General features: G+C 60.1%; 13 protein-coding genes and 2 pseudogenes. 5 read left to right on the forward strand and 10 right to left on the reverse strand.

What is annotated here, in order from left to right; all coding sequences use genetic code 11:
• On the forward strand, positions 1-705 hold a 705-nt coding region (locus tag AC1DH9_RS19150; protein ID WP_477808589.1), incomplete at its 5' end, for a LysR substrate-binding domain-containing protein.
• A gap of 63 nt (positions 706-768) precedes the next feature.
• Here the strand turns inward: AC1DH9_RS19150 and AC1DH9_RS19155 are convergent.
• The 9 genes from AC1DH9_RS19155 to AC1DH9_RS19195 all read right to left on the reverse strand — a co-directional run bounded on the left by AC1DH9_RS19155 (position 769) and on the right by AC1DH9_RS19195 (position 7,898).
• Positions 769-1,029 carry an Ada metal-binding domain-containing protein gene (locus AC1DH9_RS19155; protein WP_477808590.1) on the reverse strand — a complete coding sequence of 87 codons (261 nt, stop codon included), beginning with the start codon at positions 1,027-1,029 and terminating at the stop codon, positions 769-771.
• On the reverse strand, positions 1,026-1,637 hold the full coding sequence (locus tag AC1DH9_RS19160) for a DNA-3-methyladenine glycosylase family protein (RefSeq protein ID WP_427544924.1): 612 nt from the start codon (positions 1,635-1,637) through the stop codon (positions 1,026-1,028). The genes AC1DH9_RS19155 and AC1DH9_RS19160 overlap by 4 nt, the downstream gene beginning before the upstream one ends.
• A 160-nt stretch (positions 1,638-1,797) precedes the next feature.
• Positions 1,798-2,838: a hypothetical protein gene (locus AC1DH9_RS19165; RefSeq protein WP_427544922.1), complete on the reverse strand. Its 1,041-nt coding sequence runs from the start codon at positions 2,836-2,838 to the stop codon at positions 1,798-1,800.
• Between the two features lie 92 nt (positions 2,839-2,930).
• Positions 2,931-3,383 (reverse strand): chromate resistance protein ChrB domain-containing protein, encoded by a 453-nt coding sequence (locus AC1DH9_RS19170; RefSeq protein WP_427544920.1) that lies wholly within the window; start codon positions 3,381-3,383, stop codon positions 2,931-2,933.
• 84 nt (positions 3,384-3,467) lie between these two features.
• On the reverse strand, positions 3,468-4,826 hold the full coding sequence (chrA, locus tag AC1DH9_RS19175; protein ID WP_427544918.1) for a chromate efflux transporter: 1,359 nt from the start codon (positions 4,824-4,826) through the stop codon (positions 3,468-3,470).
• A complete protein-coding gene (locus tag AC1DH9_RS19180; RefSeq protein WP_477808591.1) occupies positions 4,823-5,428 on the reverse strand; it encodes a chromate resistance protein ChrB domain-containing protein in 606 nt (201 codons plus the stop codon). The genes chrA and AC1DH9_RS19180 overlap by 4 nt, the downstream gene beginning before the upstream one ends.
• A 105-nt stretch (positions 5,429-5,533) precedes the next feature.
• The gene (locus AC1DH9_RS19185; protein WP_103314420.1) at positions 5,534-6,574 is read right to left on the reverse strand and encodes a DMT family transporter; all 1,041 of its coding nucleotides are present in this window, start codon (positions 6,572-6,574) and stop codon (positions 5,534-5,536) included.
• A 270-nt stretch (positions 6,575-6,844) separates the two neighbouring features.
• Positions 6,845-7,465 carry a LysE family translocator gene (locus AC1DH9_RS19190; RefSeq protein WP_427544914.1) on the reverse strand — a complete coding sequence of 207 codons (621 nt, stop codon included), beginning with the start codon at positions 7,463-7,465 and terminating at the stop codon, positions 6,845-6,847.
• Between the two features lie 73 nt (positions 7,466-7,538).
• On the reverse strand, positions 7,539-7,898 hold the full coding sequence (locus tag AC1DH9_RS19195) for a YciI family protein (RefSeq protein WP_427544912.1): 360 nt from the start codon (positions 7,896-7,898) through the stop codon (positions 7,539-7,541).
• A gap of 277 nt (positions 7,899-8,175) precedes the next feature.
• Here AC1DH9_RS19195 and AC1DH9_RS19200 point away from each other — a divergent pair.
• Together AC1DH9_RS19200 and AC1DH9_RS19205 are read left to right on the forward strand one after the other, a co-directional pair.
• Positions 8,176-9,444: pseudogene (locus tag AC1DH9_RS19200) on the forward strand (pyridoxal-phosphate dependent enzyme); the annotation flags it as partial.
• Positions 9,441-10,619 carry a cystathionine gamma-synthase gene (locus AC1DH9_RS19205; RefSeq protein WP_427544910.1) on the forward strand — a complete coding sequence of 393 codons (1,179 nt, stop codon included), beginning with the start codon at positions 9,441-9,443 and terminating at the stop codon, positions 10,617-10,619. The pseudogene AC1DH9_RS19200 and the gene AC1DH9_RS19205, both read left to right, overlap by 4 nt.
• Positions 10,620-10,798: 179 nt before the next feature.
• Here AC1DH9_RS19205 and AC1DH9_RS19210 read toward each other — a convergent pair.
• Positions 10,799-11,482: pseudogene (locus tag AC1DH9_RS19210) on the reverse strand (NAD(P)H-dependent flavin oxidoreductase); the annotation flags it as partial.
• 286 nt (positions 11,483-11,768) lie between these two features.
• On the opposite strand from AC1DH9_RS19210, the gene arsA reads away from it, so the two are divergent.
• Together arsA and AC1DH9_RS19220 are read left to right on the forward strand one after the other, a co-directional pair.
• Positions 11,769-13,529: an arsenical pump-driving ATPase gene (gene arsA / locus AC1DH9_RS19215; RefSeq protein WP_427544908.1), complete on the forward strand. Its 1,761-nt coding sequence runs from the start codon at positions 11,769-11,771 to the stop codon at positions 13,527-13,529.
• 44 nt (positions 13,530-13,573) lie between these two features.
• Positions 13,574-14,101: an aspartate carbamoyltransferase gene (locus AC1DH9_RS19220; RefSeq protein ID WP_427544907.1), complete on the forward strand. Its 528-nt coding sequence runs from the start codon at positions 13,574-13,576 to the stop codon at positions 14,099-14,101.
• Positions 14,102-14,187: the final 86 nt, after the last annotated feature.

A 14,187-nucleotide genomic window follows, 5' to 3' on the forward strand; every position in this document is an offset into this window, starting at 1 on the left:
GCTTACTATGAACGCTGCAAGCATATTGTGAGCGAAGCCCAGGCTGCCGACTCCCTTGCGCAGATCATGAACGACACCCCTCGTGGCAAACTGAAAATCAGTGCTCCCGTGACTTTCGGTTCCTATAGCCTCATGCCATTGGTGACGGATTTTTTGCGTCAGCACCCTGAAGTGGAAATCGATCTGCATTTGACGGATCGCTTCGTCGATCTGGTGGAAGAGGGCTATGAAGTGGCTTTCCGGATCGGTCCCCTGGCCAACTCCAGCTTGACCGCCAGACCGTTGGTGCCTTATCGGCTGGTGGCCTGCGCGGCACCGAGCTACCTGATTGAACGCGGAACGCCACAAACACCGGCTGATCTTGAGAGCCACGAGTGTTTGGGATATGCCTACTGGTCCCGCCCGGCCGACCGCGAATGGCAGTTCTGCAAAGGCTCCACCGTTCATAAGGTACAGGTCTCCAGTCGCTTGCAGGTCAACGAGAGCAAAGCACTGCTGTCCGCCGCGCTTGACGGGTTTGGAATTGTCCTTGGCCCCGAAGACTTTCTTCAGCCGGCGCTGCAAAGCGGCGAGTTGGTGCGGCTGTTAACTGATTTCGAAGCGCCGAGCCGACACATGCATTTGCTCTACACGGCAAATCGTCAGAGAAYGGCCAAACTCCGTCGATTTATCGATGCAGCAATCGCCCGCTTTGGTGYGATTTGAGCAGGCTTTTGAGTTGTCCAAGCCGCATTGACCTGTGATTGATCCCGGTTGCAGGTTACCGCGTCATTGACTGGATGCTTTTTTCCATTCCCTATACGCCAGCGGCAAACACACCGCACACGGTCGATAACCCGCGGCGCGGGCCGTGGTTTCATCGGCGAAAAATACCCGGTGCGCGACATAGCCGCCACGGGCAATGGCCCGCAGTGCAGCAGGGCAGTCGAGTCGACCGTAGATTCGGGATCGTCGATGGCCGCCCATTTGTCCGAGTTCGACGCTGTCTAGCGGTTCGCCCTGAGCATTSATCAACACAAAGCGTTTCATCGGTTCGGCACTCGCCACAAATACCAGGCCGCGACGGTTCTATAGGGGCTCCACGCCTGACCGATATCGACCATCTGCTTGCGGCTTGGCTGTTGCTCCAAACCTTTGAGACGGCGGTAACCGTCGCGCACGCCAAAGTCGTCGGCGGGCAGGATATCCATGCGTTCGAGGGTGTAGATCAGCAGCATCTCGACAGTCCAGCGGCCGACACCGCGTAACCGGGTCAGGCGTTCGATCAATTCGTCGTCGCTCATCGCCAGCGCGTTTGAACGATCCGGCACCAGCCCCTCCAGCGCGCCTTGGGCGATACCTTGGAGCGTGGCGATCTTGCTGCCGGAGAAACCACAGCTGCGCAGCACCTCGAATTCGCACGCTAGCAATTGCTCGGGCGTCGGGAACAGCGAGTCGGGAAACAACGCAATCAAACGCCCGAGAATGGCATCGCCGGCCTTGGCATGGAGTTGCTGATAAGCAATGGCCCGAACCAGCGCTTCGTAGGGGTCGCGAGCCGGTTTTGGCTGATGCAGGCACGGGCCGATGGCGGCGATGTGCCGCGCCCAGTCCGGGTCGATGGCGGACAGGTAGTGGCTGGCGGGGTGATAGGGCATGGATATTCCAGACATAAGATCAGGTACTGCAGGCAGATTAAAGCTCTGCCCGCAGGATCGCACCCGGTCTCTTGCGCTCGAACTTTCGCGCAGGTGGGGCGCCATTAACGCATTCGATCATCAAAACGCCAGCTGCCGACAGTGCCGCAGCACGGATGYGCTACCGGGGTTCCATAATCCGCAGTACCGGGTGCCCGTCGATATCCTTGAGTGGAAAATACGAGCGGTGTGTCGCCGTATCCACGGCAACGACGTGCGCATGCGGGCCTACGCGGCCACTGCCGATGTTCGTGACGACGCTGTCCTTGACGTGGAACATCGACACCATGCCGGCCTCTGCCGCCACATAAAGCATGCCCGGCACGGGGTCAAACGCAAGCACATCAGGGGTTCCTCCAGTATCGAACGCCTGGATAACCCGCATCGTTTGCATGTCCAGTACCAGCAGTTTGTCGTTACCTTCGCACGCGATAAAGGCCAGCCGGTCACGCGGGGTGATCAACAAGCCATGGTTGCCTCTTGCCCCCGGCAATTCAATGCGCGCAACGATCCGGTCGGTTGCGGGATCGATTTCGATCAGTTGCCCACGTGTCTGGACATTGACGAAAATGTGTCGTGATACAGGGTCATATTGTGTATTGCCGACTTCACCTCCGAGGGGAATCGTTGCGACGCGAGTGTGGGTGCGTACATCGATTACCGTTTCGGTCTTGCCGTTTTCGTTCGATACGTAAAGCTTGTGAAGGTCGGGTACGTAAGCCATGCCGTCTGGATAGACACCGCCGGGCATACGGCTGACAACTGCCAGAGTCGCTTCGTCAATCGCCACGATTTCGTTGGTGCCCGTCGCCGACGCGTAGACACGCGACAGTTCAGGAATAACCAGCACGCCGTGCACCGACGAAACGTTCGCAATGCGTCCAACGACGCGGGACTCACGCAGGTCATAGACGATCACTTCGCTGTCGCCCAAATGGGCGATGAACAACAGGTTGCGCGCTGGATCGTAGCTCTCGTAGTCAAGCCGAGTAGCGCCACCGGGCAACGGAATGTCGGTGACATGTTTCAGTGGCAGGTCGTTGGTCGATGGTTTGTCTGCAGCCTGAACGTCACGAAGGTTCGCGATGTTGATGACGGCTAGCGCCATCAACAGGACGGCGAAGACTGGCAGAGCAAAACGTCGTTTGTGCCGTAGGGTCATGAGGTCCTCTTCTGCTTGGGCAGGGCGACGTCAATCGCCCTGCCTTTGTCCCGGTAATGCAGGATCAGAACGTTCAGTGTGAACAGGCCTCATCACATCTGCGGAGGCCAGTTATGCGTCTCGCCTTGACACTCCTTGCACCAGGCGTACAGCGCGTCATACATGATCAAGCCGTGCGACAGCATTTCCTGGTCATCGGCAAAGCGTTGCGACAATCCCAGCGAAATCGCGTACAGCCCAGCCGATTGCGGCGTCAGATCAAGACGGGAGGTATCAGCCCCGCGCACGATTTTGGCCAAATGCTGCAAGGCGGGATCACTGAGCTGGTACTTCTTCAGGAACGCATCAAAGCTGCACAGCTCACCTACGTGGGAAAGCTCAACGCCCGGAATGTCGTAAGGCGTTGCATCTTTCTCAGCGGCAAGCCGCAGAACGTCTTTGCTGGGGACGTACAGGAACTCGGCCTGTGGATCGATAAAACGAGTGATCAGCCAAGGACACGCGATGCGATCAATCTTGGGTCGTTCACGGGTAATCCACCTCATGGAACACCTCCTGCCTGGTTCGAAAGGCTGGATGATCCGGCAGGCCCGATGCCTGCCAGGAAACGTTTGATCGCCGCACGCTCGCTAGCGCAGCAGATGCACTGCCAAACCAATGAGCGCACAGGCCATCAGTACTTGAATGACGCCACGCTTGAAGCGAAACAAGGCAATCGCTGCGGCAATGGCGATCAGCGCAGAAGGCCAGTCGAGGGTGCCGCCGAACCCTTTGGGCCACAGCACGTGATAGCCGAAGAACACTGCCAGATTAAGAATCACCCCAACCACAGCGGCAGTGATCCCGGTGAGCGGCGCGGTGAACTTGAGTTCGTTGTGCGTCGTCTCCACCAGCGGGCCGCCGGCGAGGATGAACAGGAACGAAGGCAGGAAGGTGAACCAGGTCACCAGCGTCGCCGCGACGGCGCCGCCGAGAAACACCTGGTCGGCGCCGAACACCTGCGAAACATAAGCCCCGACAAAGCCGACGAAAGCCACCACCATGATCAGCGGCCCCGGCGTGGTTTCCCCCAGCGCCAAGCCGTCGATCATTTGTGTCGGGGTCAGCCAGCCATAGTGTCCGACTGCGCCCTGGTAGACATACGGGAGCACCGCATAGGCACCGCCAAATGTCAGCAGTGCCGCCTTGGTAAAGAACCAGGCCATCTGGGTCAAGGTGCCTTCCCAGCCAAAGAGTGTGGTCAGGATCGCCATTGGCAACGCCCATAACACCGCCCCAATGAGTGTCAGCAGCGCCAGCTTCAACCAGCTGAACCGGGCATGTTCGGGGGAGGGCGTGTCGTCATCGATCAATGCCGGGCCATAGGATTTTTGGGCGGCGCTGTGGCCTCCGATCCGGAATTTCTCGGGAGCAAAACGGCCACCCAGGTAGCCGATCAAGGCCGCACTGAGCACGATCAGTGGAAAGGGGACATTGAATGCAAATATCGCCGCGAACGACGCCGCCGCCATGCCCCACAGCCAATTGTTCTTCAGCGCTCGCGAACCGATTCGGTGTGCCGCCTGTACGACGATGGCGGTCACGGCGGGTTTGATGCCATAGAAAAGGCCGGCGACCATCGGCACGTCGCCGAAGGCGATATACATCCAGGACAAGGCAATCAGGATGAACAGCGAGGGCAACACAAACAGCCCGCCTGCAATGACACCGCCCCAGGTTCGATGCATCAGCCAGCCGATGTAGGTCGCCAGCTGCTGAGCTTCCGGCCCTGGCAGCAACATGCAGTAGTTGAGGGCATGCAGAAATCGCCGCTCGGAAATCCAGCGCCGTCGTTCGACCAGCTCCTGGTGCATGATCGAGATCTGTCCTGCCGGCCCGCCGAAACTGATGAAGCCGAGTTTGAGCCAGAACCAGAACGCTTCACGCAAACTGATCGCCTCAGGCCTTGGCAGTTCCGCTTCAACGAGCGATGGAGATGCCTTACTCATTGGGGTTGTTCCTCTTTCACAAACGCGGCAAGCAGGCCGTCGAAGATGGCGCTCGCAGCAGCCAGCAAGTGGTCGTCATGGGTAATGGTTTCGCGTAGTCCGGCCAGCACCCGTTCGATGCCGGCAGCCTCCACTGGCTGAATGCCCCCGATGTCGAGGTAATGCACGAGGGCGGCAATGCGCTCCAGACCGGGCTCCTGGATTTCAAAGCTGGTTTGCAGGGTTTCGAAGGTCACACGGTTGCCGACATGACTGAAGGTCGCCTCATCGAAATCAAAACCCAGAGCATCGGCTGGGCAGTCCTGCGGGCTGTTCAGCCAGAGGATCCGAGCGTCTGGATCGATGAAGCGTCGAATCAGCCAGGCGCAGGCCAGTCGATCAACCCAGGGCACGACAGGCAGGACATAGGCGGTGCCATTGATGGCCAGAATATCGCGTTCGACCGAGGCCAGTGCTTCACGACAGGCGTCGGAGTCCGGCAACAGATAGGCGCCATCGCGTAACACCGCCGCTCCAGAGGCTTTCAGTGCGCGCCAGGCTCGCATGCGCTCGGTGGCATTGGCGGTCGGTAGACCAAGAATTAATGCGAGCCAGTTTTTCATGTAGAGATACATTCAAAAAAAGTTTGTATCTCTACAGTATTCCTCTCCGAGCCGATTGAAAAGCCCCGCGCGGCAAAGCATTTTGTCGGTTTGCTTGAACTGGCTTCAATGCTTGTGCCGGTGATGAATGTCCGGGTAGTGCGGGTGGCTATGCCGGATCGCCTGATGCTGGTGAACGTGACTGTGAGGTTCGCTGCCATCCCATTCAAAGTCATGCTCATGCTGATGGTGTTCGTCGTGAACATGCCGGTGACCATGGATGAGCGGCTCGTGCTGGTGGTCGTGCGCATGGCTTTCAGTGAGGTGAATCCAGACGCCAATGCCCATCAGCAGGGCCGCGATCCAGAATGTCAGTGAAGCCGGTTCGCCGAGGATCAGGATTGCAATCGCCGCCCCCAGAAACGGCGCGGTCGAAAAGTACGCACCGGTGCGTGCCGTGCCGAGGCCGCGAAGGGCGAGCACGAACAGCACCAGGCTAATGCCGTAACCGAGAAAGCCGACCAGAAGTATCGGCGCGAGCGTGGCGATGTTCGGCAGTTTGGCCCCCAACGAAAGCGCCAGCGTACAGTTGACCGCCCCCGCGACCAGCCCCTTGATACCGGCAATGAACAGGGCATCGGACGCCGAGATCTTGCGGGTCAGGTTGTTATCGATGGCCCAGCAGGCACAGGCCAGCGCGACGGCCAACGGGCCGATCCAGCCTTGCGCGTGTGTCGAGTCTTGCGGCCAGGCCAGGAACACTCCGCCAGCGACGATGGCCAACATCCCCGCAACGATTCGCCGATCAGCATTCTCCTTGAACACCAGCCAGGCCAGCAGCGCCGTCAGTACCGATTCCAGATTGAGCATCAGCGAGGCCGTTGCCCCTGAAGTCAGGGTCAAGCCGAACATCAGTGCCACCGGTCCAAGCACGCCGCCGAAGGCAATGGCACCGATCAGCCACGGCCACTCGCCGGCTGTCAGGCCGGTTGACTGCCAGCCGCGGTCACGGATAAACCTGACCAGGGTCAAGCCGAGGCCACTGCCCAGGTACAGCAGCCCTGCCAGTAAAATCGGTGAGACCTCCACACCCAGCAGTTTGGCCAGAGGGGTACTGGCGCCAAACAGTGCGGCCGCGCTCAAGGCGTAGAAAATACTCAGGTTCATGGGGGCTCAGTGCCTTAACGTTCAAGGAGGTTCAGGCCCTGTGGGCCATCAGAAATACCAATGCTGCCAATAATATCGCGCTACTCGAGCATGATGCCTGTTTGGCGTTCATTTCAGGCACTTACTTCGGCATTCCGGGCGAGTAGGAGAGGCAGGCTGTCGCGGTGCATTAGCAATGATCAACTTTGCGCTGGTGCGAGGCGGGCGCGGGGCAGAGTGAGGACTTAAAAGGCAAAAGGGGCCAGAGAAATGGCCCCTGAAGCCCAAGCGTCAGACTCGGCGAGCCATCAGCAGCACTGATGCCGCCGCTGACAACAACCCGGCGCAGCACCGGTTGAAAATCCGCTTGCCACGTGGCTCGGCAAACCAGCGACGCATATGCAAACCCATGTAGGCGTAGGCACTGATGGCGATCCATTCCAGACCCAGAAACAACGCACCCAGCACCGCRAACTGCGGCGTCACGGCTTTCGTCGGGTCGACGAACTGTGGGAGAAATGCGGTGAAAATCAAAATTGCTTTCGGGTTGCCAGCCGCGACAAGAAACTCCTGCCGGGCCAGCGCCATGATGCCAATCGGCGCACTCGCGACTGCGCTTTCAGCCTGCGGATTGGCTCGCCAGAGTTGAACCGCGAGGTAGAACAGATACGCCGCCCCCAGAATCTTGATTGCGTAAAACAGCAGTTCCGACGTTTGCAGGACTACCGCCAGCCCGGCTGAGGCCAGCGCAATCATGCCGGCGAACGCCAGCAAACGCCCAAGCCCGGCCACACAGGACATGCGGTAGCCGTAGCGGGTCGAGTTACTGACCGAGAGCAGATTGTTCGGGCCTGGCGCCATGTTCAGGGCGAAACAGGCGGGAAGGAACAACGTAAGCGTGGCGAGATCCATGGCAGCCTCCAAAAGCGGGACCGGTATTTTTATCACAGGTGTCGGGCGGTTTATCGGATTCTGCATCAGACTTTCAGCGCAAATCAGCCATCTCGTACAGCGGCCGGATTTCGATCTCGCTCGGTCCCGGCATGGGATTGGGGCAACGCTTCACCCAGGCGACTGCTTCGTCCATGTCCTTGACTTCCCAGAGCCAGAAGCCGGCGACCAGCTCGCGAGTTTCGGAGAAAGGTCCGTCGATGACCGTACGGCCGGGACCATCGAACGCAATACGCTTGCCTTGCGAGGAGGGCTTGAGGCCGTCGGCGGCAAGCATGATGCCAGCATTGACCAGTTCCTCGTTATATCGGCGCATCGCCTCGAACATCGCAGTCGTGGGCAGAATGCCCTTTTCACTGTCGTCGGTAGCCTTCACGAGCACAATGACACGCATCGTCTGTCTCCTTGTTTGAGCCGGCCTCATCGGCCTGGCATCGGAATGACGAACGGGGTTTTGGAAATCGATATCGTACTGCAAAATTTTTCGACGGTCGGGGCGCAGGTGCGAATGGCCGCTTCCAGGTCATGACGACCTTGCCGTTCCGACAGCGCCGCTACCGATTGGCTGCGTAAAGTTGCGGGCGACACGATCCCGGCCTATGGTCCAAGCGAGATATTTCCTGCGATGGGCGCACCTTGACTCACCGTCGGTTGCAGTCCATCCAATGTAATCGCAGAACCCCGGGGGGTCGATCAAGGACCGCATCGGCCTGGCGATGATCGACGCCGCCGAGCGCGATGGCCGCCTGCAACCTGGCGGCACCATCGTCGAGGCCACTGCCGGCAACACCGGCCTCGGCCTGGCGCTGGTCGGCCGTGCCAAGGGATACCGGGTGGTGCTGGTGGTGCCGGACAAGATGTCCACCGAGAAAGTCTTGCACCTCAAGGCGATGGGCGCCGAGGTACACATCACTCGCTCCGACGTCGGCAAGGGCCATCCCGAGTATTACCAGGACGTTGCCGCGCGGCTGGCGCAGGAGATTCCCGACGCGTTCTTCGCCGATCAGTTCAACAACCCGGCCAACCCGCTGGCCCACGAGTGCAGCACCGCTCCGGAGATCTGGGCGCAGGCCGAGCATGATCTGGACGCCATCGTCGTCGGCGTCGGTTCGGCCGGCACGCTGACCGGGCTGACCCGCTTCTTTCGCCGTGTGCAGCCGGACCTGGAAATGGTGCTGGCCGATCCGGTCGGCTCGGTGATGGCCGAATACAGCCGCAGCGGCACCCTCGGCACCCCTGGTTCGTGGGCGGTGGAAGGCATCGGCGAAGATTTCATTCCGTCGATTGCCGACCTGTCCAGCGTGCGCCAGGCCTATTCGATCAGCGACGAGGAAAGCTTTGATCATGCCCGCCAACTGCTGCGTGCCGAAGGCATTCTTGGCGGTTCTTCGACCGGTACATTACTGGCGGCCGCATTGCGCTACTGCCGCGAGCAAACCGAGCCGAAGCGGGTGGTCAGCTTCGTTTGCGACACCGGCACCCGTTACCTATCGAAGATCTACAACGACCAGTGGATGACCGATCAGGGCCTGCTTGCGCGCAAGCGCTACGGCGACCTGCGCGACCTGATCGCGCGGCGCTTCGAGGATGGCCGGGTGATCAGCGTCGGTCCGGACGACACGTTGCTGACCGCTTTCCAGCGCATGCGCCTGGCGGATGTGTCGCAACTGCCGGTGCTGGTGGGCGGAAAGCGGCTGGTCGGGGTGATCGACGAGTCGGATATCCTGCTGGGCGTGCACAAAGACGCTTCGCACTTTCGGATGACCGTGGCCAGCGCGATGACCGACAAGGTCGAAACACTGCCTCCCGGCGCCAGCCTGGCTGAACTGCAGGCGGAACTCGACCGTGGGCTGGTGGCGGTTATTGCCGACGCCTCGGGCTTCCACGGCCTGATCACTCGCGTCGACATGCTCAATCACTTGCGGAGATCCCTTACATGAGTCAACACGATGAAAACGCCACGCCACGGGCCTTCGCCACCCGTGTGATCCATGCCGGACAGGCGCCGGACCCGACCACCGGGGCGTTGATGCCGCCGATTTACGCCAACTCCACCTACTTGCAGCAGAGCCCCGGCGTACACAAGGGCTTCGACTATGGGCGCTCGCACAACCCGACGCGCTTTGCGCTGGAGCGCTGTGTGGCAGACCTCGAGGGCGGCACCCAGGCATTTGCCTTCGCCTCCGGGCTAGCGGCGATCTCCAACGTGCTCGAACTGCTCGATACCGGCTCGCATATCGTCTCCGGTAACGACCTGTATGGCGGCACTTTCAGGCTGTTCGACAAGGTACGTCGGCGCAGTGCCGGGCATCGCTTCAGCTTCGTCGATCTGACTGACCTGACGGCATTCGAAGCGGCGCTGCAGGACGACACGCGAATGGTCTGGGTCGAGACGCCGAGCAATCCCTTGCTGCGCATCACCGACCTTGCCGCGGTCGCGCGTACCTGCCGCGAGCGGGGCATCATCTGTGTGGCTGACAACACCTTCGCCAGTCCGCGGATACAGCGGCCGCTGGAGCTGGGCTTCGATATCGTGCTGCACTCGACGACCAAGTACCTGAACGGCCACTCCGACGTGATTGGTGGCATCGCGGTGGTCGGGCAGAATGCGGAACTGCGCGAGCGCCTAGGCTTTTTGCAGAACGCGGTGGGGGCTATCGCCGGGCCGTTTGACGCTTTTCTCACCCTGCGCGGCGTGAAAACCCTGGCGCTGCGCATGGAACGCCACTGCAGCAACGCGCTGGAACTGGCACGCTGGCTTTCGCATCAGCCGCAGGTGGCGCGCGTCTACTATCCGGGTTTGCCGTCGCACCCGCAGCACGAACTGGCGCAACGGCAGATGCACGGTTTCGGCGGGATGATTTCCCTCGACCTGGACACCGACCTGGCCGGTGCCAAGCGTTTCCTCGAGAGTGTGCAGATCTTTGCCCTGGCCGAGAGCCTGGGCGGGGTCGAAAGCCTGATCGAGCACCCAGCGATCATGACGCACGCCAGCATCCCCGCCGAAACCCGTGCAGAGCTTGGCATCGGTGATGCATTGATACGGTTGTCAGTGGGGATCGAAGATGTCGAAGACCTGCGTGCCGACCTGGCCCAGGCGCTAGCGCAGATCTAAGCAGCGCACCCCCTGTAGCAGCTGGCGAAGCCGGCGTTCGGCTGCGCAGCAGTCGTAAAATCAGACACCACGTTTTTTCAGGTTAACCGTGGAGGCAGGATTTACGACCGCTTCGCCCGAACGCGGACCGAGCCGAACGCAGGCTTCGCCAGCTGCTACAGGTTGTGGTGATCATTCGGTCACTGGAGGCGCTGGATTATTTTTGGCGTTTCTCTAACGATTTCTTCCATCAACGCGTGTGCGCTGTCGTGCCTGACCAGAGAAACGGATTGCCCCGCTGACAGAGAAACCACGTCATCGTGACCTTGCAGGAGTGCTTCTCTTGCGAGATGCCCCGTGAACCAGGCCTGGATGGGGTAAGGCGCAACGGTTGAGCGGCCGTGACTCACCTCGGTCGTCATCCTGTTCGAAATACTCCTCGCCAGGCGCCCGGTGAAGGCCTTCGTCAGCGTCGTAGAGCCGGAATGACTTTCCCAAAGGGCTTTGCGATGAGGGGCGCTCGCCGCTGACTCTTTGCAGGCAAGAAACGCGGTCCCGATCTGAACGCCATGAGCGCCCAAGGCCAAGGCTGCTGCCACGCCGCGTGCATCCGCTATGCCACCGTTAGCGATAACGGGAATCGCCACGTGGTCCACGACCTGAGGAATCAGCGAAAATGTGCCCGTCAGCGATTCTTCAGCCGATCTCAGGAATGACCCCTTATGGCCTCCAGCTTCGAATCCTGATGCAACGATGCAATCGACGCCGGCATTTTCCAGTGCTTTGGCTTCCTGCGCAGTGGTTGCGGTCCCCAACGTCAAAATACCGAGTGACTTGCAGGCAGCCATAACGGCGGCAGGAGGAATGCCGAAAACAAAACTGAATACAGGGGGGTTATCTCCAGCATGGCCTCTAGCTGGGCGCCTACGTCAGGGATAAACCGCTCGGGCGTGAGCGGGACTTCCTTTCCCAGTTCGGCATAGTACGGACGCAAACGCTATCCCCGCTCCGCGCCCACACACGAGCGTGCTGGCAAGATCCACTGCGCGGGACTGTTGGCCGGAGACGTAACAGACAAATTGAGACATAGGCTAAAATCAGGGTTTTGAACATCAGTCCCAACACTGTGTGCAGGTTAACGATGTGCTCCGCAAGGGAGGTCAGAGTGCCATGCGGCCCTCCATCAGGCTGCTCGATCAGCCCACTCAATATATGTTCTTCGCGGGTAAGGGCGGGGTCGGCAAAACGTCGGTCTCCACGGCGGTGTCAATCGCGCTGGCGGATGCAGGCAAGAAAGTGCTGCTGGTCAGCACGGACGCCGCCTCCAACCTTGATGAGATGCTGGGCGTCGAGCTGAGCAACAAGCCCGTAGCGGTACCGGACGTACCAGGACTGTCCGTGCTCAGCATCGACCCGGATGCCGCAGCAATCGACTACCGAGCCAGAGTGGTTGAACAAATGGGGCCGCAAGTCAGCGATCAAGACATTGCTATTGTGCGCGAGCAACTCTCGGGGGCATGCACGACTGAAATTGCGACCTTCGATGAGTTCTCCCACCTCCTGTCGCGAGGTGGCGCGGCCTATGACCACGTCGTGTTCGACACCGCTCCCACGGGGCATACACTCAGGCTGTTAAGCCTGCCCAAGGCGTGGAGCGGATTTCTGGAGGGCAATGATCGTGGTGCGTCATGTCTGGGGCCGCACTCGGGTTTGAAAATGCAGGAGCAGCTTTTCAATCAGGCTTTGGCTGCGCTCAACGATCCGGCCCTTACCACCGTCGTGCTGGTGGTACGGCCTGATAAAAGCACGCTCGACGAGGCGGCGCGATCTTCCGACGAGCTGCGTGAGTTGGGTCTGCAAAACCAGCGTCTGGTTGTGAATGCGGTGTTCAAACGCAGCAACTTGAATGACCCGATCGCCGCAGCCATCGAAGCCGTTGGCCAGAAGGCGCTCGACGAGATGCCGGCTTCGCTGCGCCAGCTTGCCGTCGACTACATTCCGCTCAAAGCCGTGGATTCTGTTGGCTTGCCCGCGTTACGCGGGCTGCTCACCCCGGAACCTCCGCGGACCGCGGGCGCTGCAACCCACGAGCCATCACGCTTCGAACATCACACACTCGCGGAACTGGTTAGCGAGCTTGCGAATGGCGAGCGCGGGTTGATCATGGTGATGGGCAAGGGAGGGGTTGGCAAGACTACGATTGCGGCTGCCATTGCATTGGGCCTGGTCCGGCACGGCAAGTCGGTGCATCTGAGCACGACCGATCCGGCGGCGCATCTGGCGGTCACCCTCCATGGAAATGTGCAAGGACTCAGCGTAGGTCGCATCGACCCCAAGGTCGAGACCCAAAAATACGTGGACAAGATCGTGAACTCCCGCGCCGCGACCCTGACCGAAGATGAAAGAGCCTTGCTCATAGAGGATCTGCGCTCACCCTGTACCGAAGAGGTCGCGGTCTTCCATGCTTTCTCCCGTGTGGTTGCTCAAGCCAGAAGCTCGTTCGTGGTGTTGGACACCGCCCCCACGGGGCATTCGTTGCTACTGATGGACGCTACAGGCGCCTATCACCGCCAGATGGTTCGGGAATTTAAAGACAAGGGCTCGGGCCACATCGTCACGCCATTGATGCGCCTGCAAGACCCGGACTATACGAAAATCGTCTTGGTGACACTGCCGGAAGCGACGCCAGTGTCTCAGGCAGCAGCCCTTCAGGATGACTTGCGCAGGGCAAAAATCGAGCCGTTTGCCTGGGTGGTCAATAAGTCTCTACTGGCCACAGGCACCGAAGACCCGCTGTTGCGAGCGCGTTTGGAGAGCGAGCGAAAGCAGATGGAGAGGGTAGCCGGCCAAACCAGCCATCCGGTCATTGTGGTGCCATGGACAGCGCAGCCGCCGGTTGGCGTCGCTGCGCTAACCGGCCTGTTGGATTGACGCAGTAGCGTCGCTCAATGCCATGCCAGTCTCGGAGAAACGCCGTGTTCAAAACTGCCAGCGCCTCAATCGTTCTCTTGGCTCTTACTGGAAGCCTTCAAGCTCAGCCCCTGGATCATTCGAACGCCGAGGCACAACGGCAAGCCGAGGTTGCAGGTCGCAGCGCGGACGTCATGCCGTTCAGCCTTGCGGCGACGACTCATATCTTCACCAAGACCGCTGAAGGCGGCATTCAACAAGTGGTCGCCAATAAGCCTGCGGACGCTACTCAGGTGAAATTGGTTCGCCAGCACCTTCAGACCATTCGCGAGCGATTTCTCAAGGGGGATTTCTCGGGGCCGGCTCATATCCATGGTCAGGACATGCCGGGCCTGGCGGACCTGAAAGCCGCCAGGCCTGGGCAAATTGCGATCGCTTACAAGAACATCGAAGGTGGAGCCCAATTGATCTATACGACCTCGGATGCAGCCTTGGTAACCGCCCTTCACCAGTGGTTTGACGCTCAGCTTTCCGACCATGGCAAGGACGCTATGGAAGGCGACGCCCATCATGGCGAGTTGATGAACAAGTGAGTGCCAAGTGCTGACAACAGCGGCAGTTGGCGATTGATGCCGCGACGCCCCAGCGTTCCTGCTACCGTTTAGAGAGTGTCCAAACC

The sequence above is a fragment of the Pseudomonas sp. 05T35 genome, from assembly GCF_056396605.1.